The sequence below is a fragment of the Dactylosporangium sp. NPDC049140 genome (assembly GCF_040648435.1).
The window spans coordinates 82466-98150 of sequence record NZ_JBEZDS010000038.1 but is presented as its reverse complement, the minus strand read 5'-3'; the positions used below and the strand labels follow the sequence as shown (position 1 = coordinate 98150).

At 71.8% G+C, this 15685-nt stretch carries 18 protein-coding genes; 11 read left to right on the top strand and 7 right to left on the bottom strand.

Translation table 11 applies throughout. From position 1 onward, the window contains the following. The first annotated feature begins 11 nt into the window (after positions 1–11). Positions 12–533 carry a hypothetical protein gene (locus AB0B76_RS41755; RefSeq protein ID WP_360386195.1) on the top strand — a complete coding sequence of 174 codons (522 nt, stop codon included), beginning with the start codon at positions 12–14 and terminating at the stop codon, positions 531–533. On the opposite strand, the gene AB0B76_RS41750 is transcribed toward AB0B76_RS41755, so the two are convergent. Together AB0B76_RS41750 and AB0B76_RS41745 are read right to left on the bottom strand one after the other, a co-directional pair. Continuing rightward, entirely contained in the window at positions 514–3327 is a 2814-nt protein-coding gene (locus AB0B76_RS41750) for a glycoside hydrolase family 9 protein (RefSeq protein WP_360386193.1), read from the bottom strand. The two genes, AB0B76_RS41755 and AB0B76_RS41750, sit on opposite strands and share 20 nt — an antisense overlap. Before the next feature lie 79 nt (positions 3328–3406). Further along, positions 3407–4306, bottom strand: a complete 900-nt coding sequence (locus AB0B76_RS41745) for an oxidoreductase (RefSeq protein ID WP_360386190.1) — start codon at positions 4304–4306, stop codon at positions 3407–3409. An 84-nt stretch (positions 4307–4390) separates the two neighbouring features. Here AB0B76_RS41745 and AB0B76_RS41740 point away from each other — a divergent pair, with 84 nt between their 5' ends. After that, positions 4391–4978, top strand: a complete 588-nt coding sequence (locus tag AB0B76_RS41740) for a TetR family transcriptional regulator (protein WP_360386187.1) — start codon at positions 4391–4393, stop codon at positions 4976–4978. Here the strand turns inward: AB0B76_RS41740 and AB0B76_RS41735 are convergent. Together AB0B76_RS41735 and trxA are read right to left on the bottom strand one after the other, a co-directional pair. Next, positions 4965–6959 (bottom strand): intein-containing Rv2578c family radical SAM protein, encoded by a 1995-nt coding sequence (locus AB0B76_RS41735; RefSeq protein ID WP_360386184.1) that lies wholly within the window; start codon positions 6957–6959, stop codon positions 4965–4967. The genes AB0B76_RS41740 and AB0B76_RS41735 overlap by 14 nt on opposite strands. 62 nt (positions 6960–7021) lie before the next feature. Beyond that, positions 7022–7435 (bottom strand): thioredoxin, encoded by a 414-nt coding sequence (gene trxA / locus AB0B76_RS41730; RefSeq protein WP_360386181.1) that lies wholly within the window; start codon positions 7433–7435, stop codon positions 7022–7024. 110 nt (positions 7436–7545) lie between these two features. Here trxA and AB0B76_RS41725 point away from each other — a divergent pair, with 110 nt between their 5' ends. Then, positions 7546–7935, top strand: coding sequence for a DCC1-like thiol-disulfide oxidoreductase family protein (locus tag AB0B76_RS41725; RefSeq protein ID WP_360386281.1), 390 nt, complete (start codon positions 7546–7548; stop codon positions 7933–7935). Between the two features lie 4 nt (positions 7936–7939). Here AB0B76_RS41725 and AB0B76_RS41720 read toward each other — a convergent pair whose 3' ends face one another. Both AB0B76_RS41720 and AB0B76_RS41715 read right to left on the bottom strand, forming a co-directional pair. Next, positions 7940–8803: an MFS transporter permease gene (locus AB0B76_RS41720; protein WP_360386178.1), complete on the bottom strand. Its 864-nt coding sequence runs from the start codon at positions 8801–8803 to the stop codon at positions 7940–7942. Next, positions 8800–9234 (bottom strand): hypothetical protein, encoded by a 435-nt coding sequence (locus AB0B76_RS41715; RefSeq protein WP_360386175.1) that lies wholly within the window; start codon positions 9232–9234, stop codon positions 8800–8802. Before AB0B76_RS41715 ends, AB0B76_RS41720 begins: the two co-directional genes overlap by 4 nt. A 284-nt stretch (positions 9235–9518) precedes the next feature. Between AB0B76_RS41715 and AB0B76_RS41710 the strand changes: the two genes are divergently transcribed. Both AB0B76_RS41710 and AB0B76_RS41705 read left to right on the top strand, forming a co-directional pair. Further along, on the top strand, positions 9519–10013 hold the full coding sequence (locus AB0B76_RS41710) for a MaoC family dehydratase (RefSeq protein WP_360386172.1): 495 nt from the start codon (positions 9519–9521) through the stop codon (positions 10011–10013). Positions 10014–10039: 26 nt separating this feature from the next. Further along, entirely contained in the window at positions 10040–10798 is a 759-nt protein-coding gene (locus tag AB0B76_RS41705) for a DUF695 domain-containing protein (RefSeq protein WP_360386169.1), read from the top strand. On the opposite strand, the gene AB0B76_RS41700 is transcribed toward AB0B76_RS41705, so the two are convergent. Next, positions 10765–11598, bottom strand: coding sequence for a phosphotransferase (locus tag AB0B76_RS41700; RefSeq protein ID WP_360386166.1), 834 nt, complete (start codon positions 11596–11598; stop codon positions 10765–10767). The two genes, AB0B76_RS41705 and AB0B76_RS41700, sit on opposite strands and share 34 nt — an antisense overlap. 132 nt (positions 11599–11730) lie before the next feature. Between AB0B76_RS41700 and AB0B76_RS41695 the strand changes: the two genes are divergently transcribed. The 6 genes from AB0B76_RS41695 (at position 11731) to AB0B76_RS41670 (ending at position 15678) form a co-directional block, all read left to right on the top strand. Continuing rightward, a complete protein-coding gene (locus AB0B76_RS41695; protein WP_360386164.1) occupies positions 11731–12231 on the top strand; it encodes a hypothetical protein in 501 nt (166 codons plus the stop codon). Between the two features lie 88 nt (positions 12232–12319). After that, complete coding sequence (locus AB0B76_RS41690) at positions 12320–12943, top strand: TrmH family RNA methyltransferase (RefSeq protein ID WP_360386161.1); 624 nt, start codon at positions 12320–12322, stop codon at positions 12941–12943. 19 nt (positions 12944–12962) lie between these two features. Next, on the top strand, positions 12963–13643 hold the full coding sequence (locus tag AB0B76_RS41685) for a DUF6758 family protein (protein ID WP_360386158.1): 681 nt from the start codon (positions 12963–12965) through the stop codon (positions 13641–13643). 130 nt (positions 13644–13773) lie between these two features. Further along, a complete protein-coding gene (locus AB0B76_RS41680) occupies positions 13774–13932 on the top strand; it encodes a hypothetical protein (protein ID WP_203853873.1) in 159 nt (52 codons plus the stop codon). Positions 13933–13941: 9 nt separating this feature from the next. Further along, positions 13942–14907: a PH domain-containing protein gene (locus AB0B76_RS41675; RefSeq protein ID WP_360386156.1), complete on the top strand. Its 966-nt coding sequence runs from the start codon at positions 13942–13944 to the stop codon at positions 14905–14907. 96 nt (positions 14908–15003) lie between these two features. Further along, a complete protein-coding gene (locus AB0B76_RS41670) occupies positions 15004–15678 on the top strand; it encodes a SigE family RNA polymerase sigma factor (RefSeq protein ID WP_360386153.1) in 675 nt (224 codons plus the stop codon). Positions 15679–15685 lie beyond the last annotated feature (7 nt).

Sequence of the window (15685 nt, the reverse complement as noted above, 5' to 3'; positions counted from 1 at the left end):
ACCCCTTCGGGGTGATCCTGTCCGCGGCCGGCGTGCGACGGGTGCCGCGGGCGGGCCGGGCCGGCGCCGCGGGCCTGTCGGTGCTCGCCGCGTTCGTCTCGCTGCCGCACGTACACCACTCCTGGGATGCGCTCCTCCCCGTCTACGTCTTCGCGGCGCTGGTGCTCGCCGTCGCGGCGGCCACCCGCGGCCGGGCCGCGGCGCTCACCGTCGTGCTGTTCGCGGACGGCGCCGGGCTGCCCTACGACGCCGTGCACCACGCCGACCTCGGCACCTCCTACCACGTGCGCGTCACCCCCGACCAGGCCGCCGGCGCCCGCCGGCTGCGCGCGCACAGCTCCCCGGACGAGTACGTCGCCACAATCTACGAGCCGACCCCCGACCGGCTGCGCTGGCTGTGGGACCAGCGGGTGCGCTGGATCCTCGTCGACCGCGCGCAGGGCCGGGAGTCCCCGCGCCTGGCGGACCAGGCTACGTACGCCTGGTCCGCCGGCGACATCGTGATCTACCGGCTCAGCGTGCGGTGCACGTGAGCGTGGCCGGGGCCGCGTTCGTCCCCGAGTAGCTCGCCCCGAAGCCCGGCGCGACCGAGGCCGACGGGGCGAGGGTGCCGTTCCAGTCGGCGTTGGCCGCCGTCACCGCGGCGCCCGACTGGCTCCAGACCGCCGACCAGCCGTTGCTGATCTTCTGGTTGCCCGGGAACGTGAACGAGACGGTCCAGCCGGCCAGCGCCGTGGTGCCGGTGTTCGTCACCGTCACCTCGCCGTTGAAGCCGTCACCCCACTGGTTGGTGACCTTGTACGTGGCCGAGCACGTCTTGCCCGTCGAGCCGCCGGTCGTGGTCACCGACACCGGGTCGGAGGTCGTCGAGAGGTTCCCGGCCGCGTCCTTGGCCCGCACCGCGAACTGGTAGGCGGTGTTCGCGGTGAGCCCGGTGACGCTCGCGGTGGTCCCCGTCGCCGTGGCCACCACCACCGGGCCGGCCGTGCCGCCGAGACGCAGCACGTCGTACCCGGTGACGCCGACCGCGTCCGTCGAGGCGGCCCACGTGAGCGTCACCCCCGATGCGGTGACCCCGGAGGCCACTGGCGTGCCCGGCTTGCTCGGCGGGGTCACGTCGCCGGTCTGGGCCCCCGTCGTGACCGTCCCGGCCGGCGAGGCGGCCGAGGCGTTGCCGGCCGCGTCGAGCGCGACGACGGTGAACGAGTACGCGGTCGACGGGGTCAGCCCGGTGATCGCCAGCGACGTCGTCGCACTGGTCCCCACCAGGGTGCTGCCGTTGTACACGCGGTAGCTCGTCACCCCCACGTTGTCCGTGGACGCGGCCCAGGTCGCGGTGGCCCCGGTCGCGGTGACGCCCGTGAACGCCGGCTTGCCGGGCGCGCTCGGCGCCGTGGTGTCGGCCGGACCCGTGCCCGGCGCGTCGCCCCAGACCTTGGTGGCCCCGTCGAACAGCGTCATGTGGCTGTTCGCGGCCTGGGTGGCGCCCGCCGGCAGCGACCAGTCGTTGGACGGGTCCCAGGAGCCGGCCGAGGTGATGCGGAACTGCACCTCACGCCGCCACGCGGACTGCCCGGCCGGGGCGATGTTCTGCCCGGCGCAGCTCACGGTCACGTAGTACGTGCTGCCGCTGACCAGCGTCGGGCCGGTCGGCGCGGAGCACTGGTTGTAGGCGCTCGAGAGCGAGATCTGGCTCGGCGTGGTGGCGCCGTCGAGGGTGAAGTAGTAGCGGAAAGAGCCCTGGGTCAGGGCCCGGGCCGGCCACGCCGACTTGTTGTAGACCAGGGCCTTGACCTCGGTGAAGGTCGTGCCGGGGGTGTTGATGGAGGACTCGATGTACATCTCGGGCCCGTCCGGGGTCTCCGCGACCGGGAAGTTCGTCAGCGCGGTGCCGCCGTACTCGCCGTACATGCGGGCCAGGGCGCTGGTGAACCCGGCGTTGTAGTCGGTGGCGACCTCGTTCATCGTGTAGTCGTTGCGGCTGTCGGTGTAGGCGTCGTTCGCCGACGTCGGGCCGCCGACCAGGGCGCCGTAGAGCGTGTGGCGCGACTGCGCGGGCTCGTTGATGTTGTCGGACCACGAGCCGTGCGCGGTGCGGTGGTGCGGGTTCTTCGGCGGGTTGGCCCCGAAACCGATCATGTAGCTCGAGTTCCGCGGGTTGTCGCCGAGGATGTAGTTGATCTGGCGGACGCCGAAGTCGTGGTACCGCGCCTTGCGGGTCGCGTCCGTGAGGTAGTCGCTGTAGACGAACGCGACGAAGGAGGTGTTCGCGGCGTACCGCAGCGACCCCCAGCTGTCGAGGACCGCCTCCCCGCCGGGCGACGTCGGCACCTTCGCGCCGTTGACGCCCACGGTCCAGTAGTCCAGCCAGCGGTTGGCGTCGTCGACGTACTTCTGCTTGCCGGTCAGCTTGGCCAGCAGCACGTAGCAGCCGTACGACTTGTCGTCCCAGGCGATCGTCCAGCGGTACGACTTCGTGGTGGTCTGGTTCTCGTTGCTGAGGTTGTCGTAGCCGCTCTCGGCCTTGGCGAGGTAGCTGCTGTCGTTCGTGGCCCGGTACAGCCAGATCGCGCCCCACACGAGCTCGTCGTTGTAGCCGCTCCACGAGTTGTAGTAGCTCGCGGCGTCGGTGATGCAGTCCGAGTACTTCTTGCGGACCGTGTCGGCGAACGTGTACAGCTGCTTCGCGTGCGCGACCAGGGTGTCCGCGTAGGTGGGGTCGGTCGGGCGCAGCACGATCGAGGAGGCGGCCATCGCGGCGGCGGTCTCGCCGGCCAGGTCCGAGCCGCCGCAGGTGGCGTCGATCTTGTACGACGGGCGCGCCATCGGCATCACCTCGGCCGGCCCCCACCAGGCGTGGTCGGGGTTGCCGCTGCCGATCTGTCCATAGAGGACGTTGGCGCTCGGGTGCGCCTTGATGAAGTAGTCGTTGACGAACTTGAGGTTGTTCACCAGGTTGGTCAGCTGGCCGGAGCGGACGTAGGCGTCGCGGTACTCGACGGCACCCCAGGCCAGCATCGTGGTCGAGAAGGCCATCGGGAAGCCGAACTTCACGTGGTCGCCGGCGTCGAACCAGCCGCCGGTGAGGTTGAGCCCGGCGTCGGAGCCGTCGTTCAACGCGGAGTCGCCGCGCCAGTTCACGCGGTTCCACGCGGGTTTCGGCCCCGACTGCTGGGCCTCGTAGAACCAGATCGACTTCTGCAGCGCCTCGGCGTAGTTGTACGCGGACGCCGCGTGCGCCGTCGGCTGTTGTATGGCGACCCCGAGCGCGGCGGCCGCGGCCAGGCCCACGGCCGCCAGCGCGCTCATCAGTTTCCGGTTACGCATCGACTTCCCTCCCTGCGATGGCTGGTCGGATTGAACCCGCCCCCGCCCGCCGTTCGGAAAGGAAGACTGCCAATTGCCGCTATCGGCGCAGGTCAGCACCTGAAAGTTGCACATCCGCGAGCTGCTCCGACAGGGTCCAGAGCCGGGCGGCGTCGGCCTCGTCGGTCGCCTTCGGGTCGGGCGGCACGATGCCGGGCCACCCGCGGAACTCCCGCAACCCGTCGGGCCCGATGAACTGCCCGCTCTCGGCGCCGGGCTCGGTCGCGGCGTAGAGGATGTTCAGCGCGCCCTGCGCGGCCGGCATCGCGAGCATCGCGTTGCCCATGCGCATGAAGGTGCGCAGCGCCCCGGTCGGGCCGCTGAGCTGGAGGTTCGTCGCCGAGTAGCCCGGGTGCGCGAGCAGGCTGCGCCGCGGGTCCCCGGCCGCGCGCAGCCGCCGGTGCAGCTCGAGCCCGAAGAGCACGTTGGCGAACTTGGACTGGCTGTAAAAGGCCTGGCGGTTGTACTGCTTCGCGCCGTCGAGGTCCTCGTAGTGGATGCGCCCGCCCCGGTGCAGGCCGGAGCTGACCGTCACCACGCGCTCGGCCACCAGGTCGAGCACGAGCAGCGTGAGCGCGAAGTGCCCGAGGTGGTTGGCCGCGAACTGCAGCTCGTGGCCCTGCGCGCTGAGCGCGCGCGGGGGCATCATCACGCCGGCGTTGTTGACGAGCACGTCGATCGTCCGGCCCTCGTCGTGCAGCGCCCGGGCGAGCGCCCGCACGCTGTCGAGGTCGGCGAGGTCGAGCTGCCTGATCTCGGTGCTGCCCTCGACCCGCGCCCGGGCCGCCTCCCCCTTGGCGAGGTTGCGCACCGCCATGATCACGTGAGCGCCCTTGCCCGCGAGCGCCCTGGTGGTCTCGAACCCGAGCCCGCTGTTGGCCCCGGTCACCAGAAACGTCTTGCCGGTCAACGCCGGCACCTGCTCTTCGGTCCACCGCATGAGTCCCAGGATGCCGCGGCTGACACTCAGTGTCAACTAGGGCCCTGCATGCCAAAACTGCCGTCCGGGACGTAAGATGACCGGGTGAGCCTCGTGGAACGCAAACGCCAGCTCGTCCGCGACGAGCTGGCCGAGGCCGCCCTGAAGCTCGTCGCCTTCCAGGGCTTCGACGAGACGACGATCGACCAGATGGCCGCGGCGGCGGGCGTGTCACGGCGGACGTTCTTCCGGTACTTCCAGTCCAAGGAAGACGTCATCATCGAGTTCCTGTCCGACCTGGGCCGCCGACTGAGCGCGGCCCTGCAGGCCCGCCCGCCGGCGGAGCCCCCGGCCGAGGCGGTCCGCCAGGCCCTGCGCGTCTTCACCGACAAGTTCTGGGAGCACCCGGAGAAGGCCGGCCGGCTGACTCGCGTGACCATGGAGACGCCGGCCCTGCTGGGGCGCTATCTGGAGCGCCAGACCGCCTGGAAGCAGACCCTGACCGAGGAGCTGGCCCGGCGCACGCGCACCGACCCGGCGACCGACCTGGAGCCGGCGGTCCTGGTGGCGGTGGCGTTCGCGGCCTTCGACACGGCGCTGATGCGCTGGGCCGCCGACCCCCACGAGGACCTCAACGCCCTCGTCGAGGCGTGCTTCGCCCTCGCCTTCCCCCTGAGTCCTACAGCAGGGTGAGCTGCTCGGGCTCCGGCTTCTGCGCGGGCTTCGGCTGCTGCGCGGGCGGGCCTTCCTCGGGGCCGCCCATCCGGGTCGTGCCCGTGCCGCCAGTGCGCATCCCGTGGCGGCGGGCCGCCAGCCGGACCCGGGCCGAGATCTCGCGCTGGTAGGACTGCGGCGCGTACGACCCGTCCCCGTACAGCTCCCGGTAGCGCGGCCCCAGCTCCGGGTGCTCGCGCAGCAGCCAGGCGCGGTACCACTCCCGGGCGCCCGGCCGCAGGTGCAGGGCCAGCGGCACGATGCTCGCCGCGCCCGCCGCCGACAGGGCCGCGACCGTCGCGTCGATCGACTCCGGCGTGTCGGTCAGCCCGGGCAGGATCGGGGCCATGAGCACGCCCACCTCGAAGCCGTTGTCGCTCAACCGGCGGATGGCGTCGAGGCGGCGGCGCGGGCTCGGGGTGCCCGGCTCGACCGCGCGCCAGTAGGTCTCGTCGATGAAGCCGACCGACATGGACAGGCTCACCGACGTGACCGAGGCGGCCTCCCGCAGCAGGTCGAGGTCGCGGGTGATCAGCGTGCCCTTGGTGAGGATCGAGAACGGGTTGGCGTGGTCGCGCAGGGCGGCGAGGATCTCCCGCATGAGGCGGTAGCGACCCTCCGCCCGCTGGTAACAGTCGACGTTGGTGCCCATGGCGAGGTGGCCGCCGGTCCAGGTGCGCGCGGACAGCTCGCGGCGCAGCACCTCGCCGGCGTTGACCTTCACCACGATCTGGGTGTCGAAGTCGTGGCCGGCGTCGAGGTCGAGGTAGGTGTGGGTGTGCCGGGCGAAGCAGTTGTGGCTCACGACCCCGTTGGCGATGAAGTCGCCGGTGCCGGTCGTGATGTCGTACATCGGCAGGTCGACGCCCAGCGGCTCGACCGCCGCGACGCGCAGGGACTCGTCGCCGCGCACCTGCTCGCCGGCCGGGACGCCGGTGGCCCGGGCCGGGGCGAAGCGCAGGCCGAAACGGACCCGCTCGCGGGGACCGCCGAGCACGCGGACGCCCTCGAACGGATCACCTGACCAGGCGGCGAATCCGGAGCGCTCCAGGCACTCGACCAGCCAGTCGGCCACGACCTTGTCGACCACGTCGAAGCGGGGCAGGCCGCCGGCGAGGGAGCCGGTCGCGTCGTAGAGCCCGGCCACGAAACCGAGCCGCCACGCGGGCCCGGGCGCCTCCGGCCAGTCGAGCACGGCGCTCGCGTCGCGCACGCTGGCCCCGGCGAACTCGCGCGCGTCGCGGGCGAGCGCGTGCAGGCCCCCGCAGGCCGCCGCGTAGTCGTCGGCGCGATGCCGCACCTCGGGCGGGACCGGGGAGGCGTGCCCGTCGCCGTTGACGAAGCCGCACAGGTAACCGCGCCGGTAGCCGGCGTCGTCGAGCGGCGGGGCGGGCGGCAGCGCGCCGAACCCGGCGAGCCGGTTGGCGGTGGTGAGGTGGGGCCGCCGGCTGCGGCCGTGCCGGGCCCCGGTCACGTGCTTCCAGCCGCGGTCGGTGAGGAACCGGTGCTCGCCCGAGGCCACCAGCGCGGTGCCGTCGGCGAGGGTGACGCGGTGCGCGGGCTTGACGGTCTGCCAGTGCGCGAGCACGCGGGTCGTGGTGTAGCGCCGCAGCCGCCCGTCCCGCACGGTGCCGACGATCTCGTCGCCGACCTTCAGCCGCGCCAGGGGCCGGGTGGTGCCGTCGGCCATGAGGATCGCGGTGTCGCCGGTCAGGCAGTACACGCAGGCGTGCGAGCAGCCGCGATAGGGGTTGAGGGTCCACTGGAAGGGGACCCGCGAGGCGCCCGGCACCTTGTTGATCAGCGACTTGGCCTGGACCTCGTAGAACGTGACGCCGCGGAACTCGGGCGTGTCGAAGGTCCGGACAACGGCCCCGGGCAGGGCGAGCGGTAGCGCTCGCGGCCGCCCGGGGTCACCGGTGCCAGGACCGCCGGTCGCCTTGAGGTTGTCCCATCGCACGGGTTCATTCGAACACGCGTTCTAATGGGACGCAAGGAGGCTCGGCGGGGTACTACCGTGGGTCAGGCTTTGGTGACGGAGGGGTCCTCGACGGCCTCGTCGACCGGCTCCTCGGCCGCCTTGGCCTCGGCGACCTTGGACTTGACCTCTTCCATGTCGAGCTCGCGGGCCTGCTGGATCAGCGACTCGAGGGCCTGCTGGGGCAGGGCGCCGGGCTCGGAGTAGAGCGCCACGCCGTCGCGCACGATCATCAGGGTCGGGATCGAGCGGATGTTGAACTCGGCGGCGAGCACCTGCTCGGCCTCGGTGTCGACCTTGCCGAAGGTGATGTCGGGGTTGAGCTCGGACACGCGCTCGTAGACCGGCGCGAACGTCCGGCACGGCCCGCACCAGGATGCCCAGAAGTCGACGAGGGTGATGCCCTCCCCACCGATCTTCTCGGCGAAGTTCTCCGCGGTCAGCTCTACGGTTGCCATGCTTGTCTGCTCCGATCCCTCAGGGCGTCCTCAAGGTATGCACCGTCATAACCAGCTACCCCTTACGGACATTCCCAACCTGTCTGCGGGATGATGGTCACGTGGCGGCAATCGAACGTCCGGTCTTCGTCTTCGACGGCGACTGTGCCTTTTGTTCATCATGCGCCCGCTTCATCGAGCGGCGCATCAGGCCCGCCGCCGAGGTCGTCGCCTGGCAGTTCGCCGACCTCGGCGCGCTGGGGCTGACCGAAGAGCAGGTGAGCTCGGCGGTCTGCTACGTGGCCCCCGGCCGGACGAGCGCCGGCCCGGCCGCCATCGCCGACCTGCTCAAGGGCGCGGGCCCGCTCTGGCGCGCGGCCGGTGCGGTCCTGGGCCTGCGCCCGGTCACCGCGCTGGCCTGGCCGGCGTACCGCTGGGTCGCCCGCAACCGCCACCGCATGCCCGGCGGCACCGCGGCCTGCGCCCTCCCGCCGGACCATCCCGCGCGGGCGCGGGCGTAGCGGGTCACGCCGCGCCGACGGGCTCCGCCGGCTCGGGATCGGCGGCCCGGCCGCGCCACCTGCGGAACCATTCGATCGGGGTGACCTTCTCCAGCGGCAGGAAGCCCGCCATGACGATCTGGTGCGGGATGAACGAGATCGTGATCAGGCTGAACGTCAGCAGGTGGAACAGGTAGAAGCCGGCCACGATCGCGTAGCGCCACCTGGGCCGGACGAAGAACACGACCGGGCTGAAGAGCTCGAAGCCGACGATGCCGAACTGCGAGACGGTCGTGAACCCGGGGATCTTCAGCAGCCACTGGGCCAGCACCGTGCCGCGGCGGATGAACGAGCGGGTCAGCGTCGCGCCCGTGAGCCACTCCAGCCCGCCGTAGCGCAGCTTGGCGACGGAGGCGAGGAAGTACGTCGCGATGACCGCGATCTGGGTGACCCGCAGCGCGAACCCGCCGGCCTCGGACGGGGTCCGGTCGCCGTGGCGGGCCTTGCCGGCGGTGGGCAGCGCGGCGAGGGCGACCAGGATCGCGTACCGGTCGTGGTCGATCTTGCCGTAGCTCATCGCGATGATCATCCACTCGAAGTACAGCGCGAACACCGCCCAGCCGAGCAGGCGGTGGGCGCGCCCGGTCGCCGCGAGCAGCGACAGCGGGATGAGCGCCCAGTAGATCGCGTTGACGAGCAGGTGGGTCGGCGTCGGCAGGTGCAGCAGGTCGCCGACGACCAGCGGCTGGTACAGGTTGCCCGGCAGGTTGCCGTGCGACCGGATCCAGGCGCTGAAGAAGACCAGGTCGAGCGGGATGAACAGGTACACCAGGGTGCGGAAGGCGGCGACGCGCGCCTTGGGCACGGGTGCGAAGAGCCAGCGCGTCATGGGCGGTACCTCGCCAGAACCGCCTCGGTGATCTCCCCCGTCGGCTGGGCGTTGTGCAGGTGGTGCTGCACCTCGACGATGTCCACCTCGACGAGCGGCGGCCGGCCCGGGTTGCGCGCGGCGAACGACTCCTGCACCGAGTGCAGCAGCGCCGGGTCGGCCTTGAAGCGATCGATCTGGGCCTCGATCTCGGCCCGCCGCACCCCGGCGTTGTCCTCGTTGAGCTCGAACTTCCGGCCGGTCGTGTCGATGCCGTCGGTGCGCAGCACGAGCACGGGCTCGTTGGGGTCGTCGGCGGTGGAGAACATCCGGAACGGCGCGAACGGGAACACCGTGTCGTCGCCCCAGAAGGTGCCGGCCAGGGTCAGGGCGCCGAAGACCAGTGCCGCCACGATCCGCAGCACACGCCCCCGGGTGTTCAACCGTTCCATCGGCACCGGACTTTACCGCAAGACAACAGATAACTCTCCGTAGTGCGACCGCCGTCACCATGCGTAGCGAGCACGCTCTATATCGCGAGAATGTGACGCGCGTCTCTATACGGAGCGTTGCGAACGAGCCGGTTGCGGTACCAAGATATCCACCACGAAGCGTGGGCGGCGGGCGCCGATGAGCCCCGCCGCTTGCTGCGTTTTGTCACACTTGCCCGCGTCCCTCTTTCGAGTGCCCGATCCGGCCCGGCATGCTGCGCTGACACCTGAAAGAGGGGGCGACGATGCAGTTCGGCCGGTACTTCGAGGAGTTCGACGTCGGCGCGGTCTACCGGCACTGGCCGGGCAAGACGGTCACCGAGTCCGACGACCATCTGTTCTGCCTGCTGACCATGAACCACCATCCCCTGCACCTCGACGCCCACTACGCGCAGACGTCGACGCAGTTCCAGCGCAACGTCGTGGTCGGCAACTACATCTACTCGATCCTGCTGGGCATGTCGGTGGCCGACGTGTCCGGCAAGGCCATCGCCAACCTGGAGGTCGAGTCGCTGCGGCACACCGCGCCGACCTTCCACGGCGACACCATCTACGGCGAGACCGTCGTGCTGGACAAGCGCGAGTCGGCGTCCAAGGAAGACCGCGGCGTCGTGACGGTGGAGACCAAGGGGTACAAGCAGGACGGCACTCTCGTCTGCGTCTTCCGGCGCCGCGTGATGGTGCCGAAGAAGTCGCACGCGGGCCCGGAGGCACCGAGCTTCCCGGAGCCGAAGTCGTAGAACCAGGCAACGTCAAGGAGGACGGCGTGGGGTTGCTCCGCAAGCTGCTGGGGCGGGAACCGGCGTGGGAGGAGCGCTGGGCGGTCTACCCCGGCGAGGTGGGCGGCCGGCTCGCGATGTACAACATCGACCTCGGCGCGGTCGAGGCCGCTCCGGTCGCCCGGTTCCCGCAGCGCTTCGACGTCGAGTTCACCTACACCGGTGACGGCGCCAGCGGCATGCCGGCCGCCGAAGAGCTGGCGTCGATCCACGAGCTCGACGCGGCCGTGCGCCAGATCCTCCGCTCCGCCGGCGGCGCCCTCGTCGGCCGCGTGCTGTCGGACAACGCCGGGCGGATCACCGGCTACCTGCCCGCCGAGAGCACCCCGCCGCCGCTGCCCGCGATCGCCGGCATCGCCCCGAAGACCGGCGTCGCCTCCGACCCGGGCTGGACCCGGGTCCGCGACGAGCTGACGCCCGACGCCTGGCAGCGCAACATCATGGACGACAACCAGGTCGTGCAGGAGCTCGAGGCCCACGGCGACCGCCTGAGCGCGCCGCGGGCGGTGGAGTTCCTGGCGTACTTCCCCGACCCGGACCGCGCCGAGTCCTCGGCCGAGGCGCTGCGCGAGGACGGCTTCGCGGTCACCGTGGAGCGCGGCGACGAGGGCGACTTCGTCCTGCAGGCGATCCGTCGCGACGCGGTCGAGCCTCCGGCGCTGCACGAGATGACGTGGAAGGTCCGCGGCATCGTCGAGAACCACGACGGCATCTACGACGGCTGGGGCTGCATGGTGCAGACCTGAGCAACGACGAACTCCTGGTACCCGGCCGGCACCGGGACGCCCGCGCTCAGCATCCAGTGCACGCGGCTCGCGCCGGTCAGGGCCAGGGTGGTGGCGTAGCCGGTGCGGACCGCCGCCGGGGCGAACCGGCTCCCGGCCAGGTAGTCCGGCACCGGGTCGCGCAGCGTGCTCAGCGCCAGCTGGGCCAGGTCGGCGCCGACCGGGCCGAGGCCCAGGGTCGCCCAGTCGAGCACCACCGTCGTGTCCCCCACGGCCCGGAGCTGGCCGAGGTGGAAGTCGCCGTGGCTGAGCACCCGCGGCACGGCCGCCCGGGCGGCGAGCAGCTCCCCGCGGCGGGCCCAGAGCGCGGCCAGCCGCGGGTCCGCGCCGACCGCCCGCCAGTCGAGGTCGGTGACCGCCAGGCGCTGGACCAGCTGGTCGCCGGCCAGCCACGGCCGGTCCGGCACCGGCGCGGCCGACTGCCATCGCGCGAGCCGGCGGGCCGCGACCGCCGCGGACTCCGGGGCGGTCCCGGCGTCCTCGAGGTACACGACGTCGCCCGCGACGCCGTAGCAGCGCGGGGCCCGGAGCCCGGGGCCGGCCGGCAGCAGCCCGGACGCGTACGCGAGAGCCTCCCGCCGCCAGTACGCCCAGTGCCGCGGGTCCTGGGCCGCCGCCGCGTGGCGGCCGGTCGTCACCGGGCGGAACTCCTTGCGGATCAGGGCGACCGGGTGCCCGCGGACCCGCCCGGTCAGGCGCGTCACCGCGCCGGTCGCCGCGCCCGCCCCACCCGCCAGCGGCTCCTCGGTCCAGATCTCCACGGCGCGGTCCTCCCCTATCGGCGCGAGGGTCCAGTTTGGGTGCCGGACGGCGGCCGCCCGCAACCGTTTTGCCCAAGCAAAGCGGCGCTGCCGGCGGGTGTTTCGGCATACGCTCGGCGGTGGGAGGTTGCTATGCCGAGCAAGCCCGCATCCGGCCCGTCCGGCCGTCCGGCCGTGGGGGTCGACCTGCCGCTGCGGCGGCCGGAGTGGGACCTGCTCGTCCGGCTGCCCCGCGCCGTGCTCGTCGCGGCGTGCGCCGGGGACGAGCGCGTGGACGCCGTCGCCGGCGTCGAGGCCATCGCCGCGGGGCAGCGGTCCCGGGCGCTGCTCGTCCGCGGGGTGGTGGCCGCCATCTTCGCCGAGCAGCTCACCGACAACGACATCGACGACACCGCCGCCGAGCCGGCCGCGGTGCTCGCCGACTGCGGGTACGCCGTACGGCTGCTGGCCGAGCGGATCGGGCCCGACGTCGCCCTCGCCTACGGGGAGTGGCTGATGGACATCGCCGCCAGCGTGGGGCGGACCGCCTGGCAGGCCGCGCGGATCCGGCTCGCCGGGGTGGAGATCCAGCTGGCGGAGCGCCGGTTCGTCAACGGCATCGCCCTTGAACTGACGCGCGGACTGCGCCGCTGAGCGGCGGGACCACGGCGCGCGCCGCGAGCGCCGGTCGGGTGGGCTGGCCAACCCTTCTCACCCGGCCGGCCTCCAATACAGTGCCCGGATGGAGATCGAGCCGACGCTCGAGGTGGGCGTGGGCCCGTGGGCGGGGCCCTGGCCGGCCGCGGCCCACTACGACCCGCAGCTGCTGGCCGAGGGCGACCGCCGAAACGTCGTCGACCGGTACCGCTACTGGCGCCTCGAGGCCATCGTCGCCGACCTCGACACCCGCCGGCACCCGTTCCACGTCGCCGTGGAGAACTGGCAGCACGACCTGAACATCGGCACCGTCGTGCGCAACGCCAACGCGTTCCTGGCCGCCGCCGTGCACATCGTCGGGCGGCGGCGGTGGAACCGGCGCGGGGCCATGGTCACCGACCGCTACCAGCACGTCCGCCATCACCCGGACGTGGAGGAGTTCCTGGCCTGGACACAGGCCGAGGATCTGCCGCTGGTCGGGATCGACAACCTGCCCGGCGCCCGGCCGCTGGAGCGCGCGGAGCTGCCCGAGCGGTGCGTGCTGCTCTTCGGCCAGGAGGGGCCTGGCCTCTCGGAACCCGCCCGGACGGCGTGCGGCGCGGTGTACTCGATCGCGCAGTACGGCTCCACGCGTTCCATCAACGCCGGGGTCGCCAGCGGCATCGCCATGCATACCTGGATCCGTCAGTACGGGGTCGGAAACCCCTGAACGGCCTTACGGTGGGTACATGGGCGTCGCAGTCAGCTGTCCCCGCTGTGGTGGTCCGGTGCGGCCGCCGGACCTGATGCACTCCGATTGGCGCTGCGACGCCGACGGTGCGGTGCTGCCGTTGCATGTCGCGCACCACATCGGCCCCGAGATCGTCGACGCCGCGAAGGCGAAGCTGGTCGGCGCCGCGGCCCGCGCCGGGGACAAGCGGCCGACGCCGCTGTGGTGCCCGTGGCCGCTGCCGAGCGGCTGGACGGTCACCGGGGTCGGGTGGGTCGGCGACGAGCGCTCCGGGGTCCGGGCGACCGCCGTGGCGTGCAGCGGGCCGGGGCCGGTCGAGCACGGCCCGGCCGACTGCGTGATCATCGCCGAGGAGCCCGGCATCGGGCTCGGCACGCGTTTCGCCGGCATCCCGGGCACCGACCCCGGGCCCTTCTTCGACGGGGACATCGCCAGCACCGTCGCGCACGCGCGAGTCCGGGCCGCCGGCTGGCCGACCCCGCTGTGGATGGCCAAGTCGCCCGAGGATCGATGCGCGTACGTCGGCGAGGCGGCCGGCATGTGGATCTACGTCGTCACCTGGCCCGCCGCGGCCGGATATCTCCTCGACGAGGAGCTGGACCTGCACGATCTCTCGGATGACGTGCCGGCCCAACTCGTCTACGGCGCGCCGTCGCCATATCTTCACGGCAAGGCGTAGACAGCCGCGACTAGGATCGAGCTCCGAGCCGACGCTCGGCGCGGCGCACCTGCACCCTGTGCCGCGCAGCTGATACGCTGAGTTCGCCGGGGCGTTGATGTGCGACGCCGCGGGGAGGGGATTGACGGCGATGGTCAAGAAGGTCCTCACCTGGGGAAGCATTGCCTTCCTCATTTTCTTCGTGGCATATCGGCCACAGTCGGCCGCCGAGGTGTTCAAGTCCATCGGCGGCGGCATCATGGACATCGCCACGGGATTCGGCGACTTCTTCTCCAGCCTCGTCGCCTAAGGCCGGCCCATGTCGACCGGCGCCGAGCCCCCCGAGGACGACCCGAACGACCGGCGGAACCAGGACCGGGACACCGAGCCGATCCCCCGCGCCCGACCGGGCTCACGCCCCGAGTCGCGGGCCGACTACACCTCGTCCGACGAGCCGCCGATCGAGTACTCGCCGACCTCCGACTACGAGGCCGCGCGCGACTACGAGGCGACGCACAGCGGCGACGAGACGGCCCACGCCGACTACACCACCGACGGCGACGAGTTCGTCTCCGATCCGTACGCGGACTCGATGACCGACGGCGCGCACGCCCGCGGCTCGGCCGCACCGCAGTACGGCGGCGCCCCGCCCTCCTTCTCCCAGGACGAGTTCGCCCGGCTCCAGGGCGGCGAGGCGGTGCCGTCGGTGCCGCCCGGCAGCCGGATGGCGCCCCTGGAGGACGAGGCCAGCCGGCACGCGGCCCGCTACCTGTTCCCCACCGAGAAGTTCCGGGGGGAGTGGAAACGGCACTGGATCCAGCTGGCCAAGGAGGGCCTGATCGCGATCTTCGCGACGATCGCGATGGGCTACATCGCGGGCTGGCTAACCAAGCACAACCAGGAACAACTGCGCACCGGAGTCGTGATCGTCTGGGCGCTGGTGGTGTTGTGGTGCGCGTGGAAGGTCACCGACTGGTGGTACGACCGATTCATCCTCACCAACAAGCGGGTAATGGTCGTATCGGGCATTTTCACGCGCAATGTGGCGATGATGCCGCTGCAGCGGGTCACGGACATGAAATACGTGCAGTCATTGACGGGCCGCATGTTCGGCTACGGCCATTTCGAGCTGGAGTCCGCCGGCCAGGATCAGGCGCTGCGCAATATCCGCAACCTGCCCAACCCGAATGAGCTCTACCTGCGCATTGTCGAGGAGATGTACGAGCCCGAGGCCGTCGAGGCCCGCCTGGGCCGCGCGGTCACCGGCGAGGACGACGGCACCTGAGCCTGAGAGTTACCTGAAAGTCTGTGCCGTGGTGCAACCTCGCGACCCCTCGTATGCGTCTTCGTACGTGGGCGCGGAGGGTGGAGGGGGCGGCCGGTGCCGGACGACGCAGAGTTCCGCGAGGAAGACTTTCGTGAGTTCGTCGGGCTTCGCTCCAAGGCGCTGTTGCGCACGGCCTATCTTCTGGCCGGCGACTGGGCCACCGCGGAGGACCTTCTCCAGATCGCGCTAACCAAGACCTTCCTCGCCTGGAAGCGGCTCGGGCACATCGAGGCCGTCGAGCCCTATGCGCGCCGCGTGCTCGTCAACACCGCGACCAGCTGGTGGCGGCGGCGCTGGCACGGCGAGCGCCCGACCGAGATCCTGCCCGAGAGCGCCGCGGCCGACCAGCTCGAGGCGAGCCTCGAGCGCGACGCCATGTGGCGGCACGTGCGCAACCTGCCCAACCGGCAGCGGGCCGTGCTCGTGCTGCGGTACTACGAGGACCAGTCCGAGGCCGAGACCGCCCGCCTGCTCGGCGTCTCCGTCGGCACCGTCAAGAGCCAGACCTCCCGCGCCCTGGCCACGCTGCGTGAGAAGCTCAGCGCGGAGGGTGTACGCCCCGCCACGAAAGCCCAGCCCGCACGCCCTCCCAGCGACCCCGTTCCGGCACCCGTCGTGCCGGAAGTTGACGAGGCCGAAGACCCGGAACAACCTTTTGCCGAGGCTGAGGCGCTTCTACCCACGGACACCGTGGTCGAGGCGCCGGTCGAAGAGCCGGTTGAAGTGTGACTGGGGA

What these genes read in the sequence shown, in the direction of transcription:
- trxA (WP_360386181.1), bottom strand. Translation starts at nt 7,435, where the DNA reads ATGGCAACCGTAGAGCTGACCGCGGAGAACTTCGCCGAGAAGATCGGT.
- AB0B76_RS41720 (WP_360386178.1), bottom strand. Translation starts at nt 8,803, where the DNA reads ATGACGCGCTGGCTCTTCGCACCCGTGCCCAAGGCGCGCGTCGCCGCC.
- AB0B76_RS41675 (WP_360386156.1), top strand. Translation starts at nt 13,942, where the DNA reads ATGTCGACCGGCGCCGAGCCCCCCGAGGACGACCCGAACGACCGGCGG.
- AB0B76_RS41695 (WP_360386164.1), top strand. Translation starts at nt 11,731, where the DNA reads ATGCCGAGCAAGCCCGCATCCGGCCCGTCCGGCCGTCCGGCCGTGGGG.
- AB0B76_RS41715 (WP_360386175.1), bottom strand. Translation starts at nt 9,234, where the DNA reads ATGGAACGGTTGAACACCCGGGGGCGTGTGCTGCGGATCGTGGCGGCA.
- AB0B76_RS41680 (WP_203853873.1), top strand. Translation starts at nt 13,774, where the DNA reads ATGGTCAAGAAGGTCCTCACCTGGGGAAGCATTGCCTTCCTCATTTTC.
- AB0B76_RS41685 (WP_360386158.1), top strand. Translation starts at nt 12,963, where the DNA reads ATGGGCGTCGCAGTCAGCTGTCCCCGCTGTGGTGGTCCGGTGCGGCCG.
- AB0B76_RS41745 (WP_360386190.1), bottom strand. Translation starts at nt 4,306, where the DNA reads ATGCGGTGGACCGAAGAGCAGGTGCCGGCGTTGACCGGCAAGACGTTT.
- AB0B76_RS41710 (WP_360386172.1), top strand. Translation starts at nt 9,519, where the DNA reads ATGCAGTTCGGCCGGTACTTCGAGGAGTTCGACGTCGGCGCGGTCTAC.
- AB0B76_RS41690 (WP_360386161.1), top strand. Translation starts at nt 12,320, where the DNA reads ATGGAGATCGAGCCGACGCTCGAGGTGGGCGTGGGCCCGTGGGCGGGG.
- AB0B76_RS41750 (WP_360386193.1), bottom strand. Translation starts at nt 3,327, where the DNA reads ATGCGTAACCGGAAACTGATGAGCGCGCTGGCGGCCGTGGGCCTGGCC.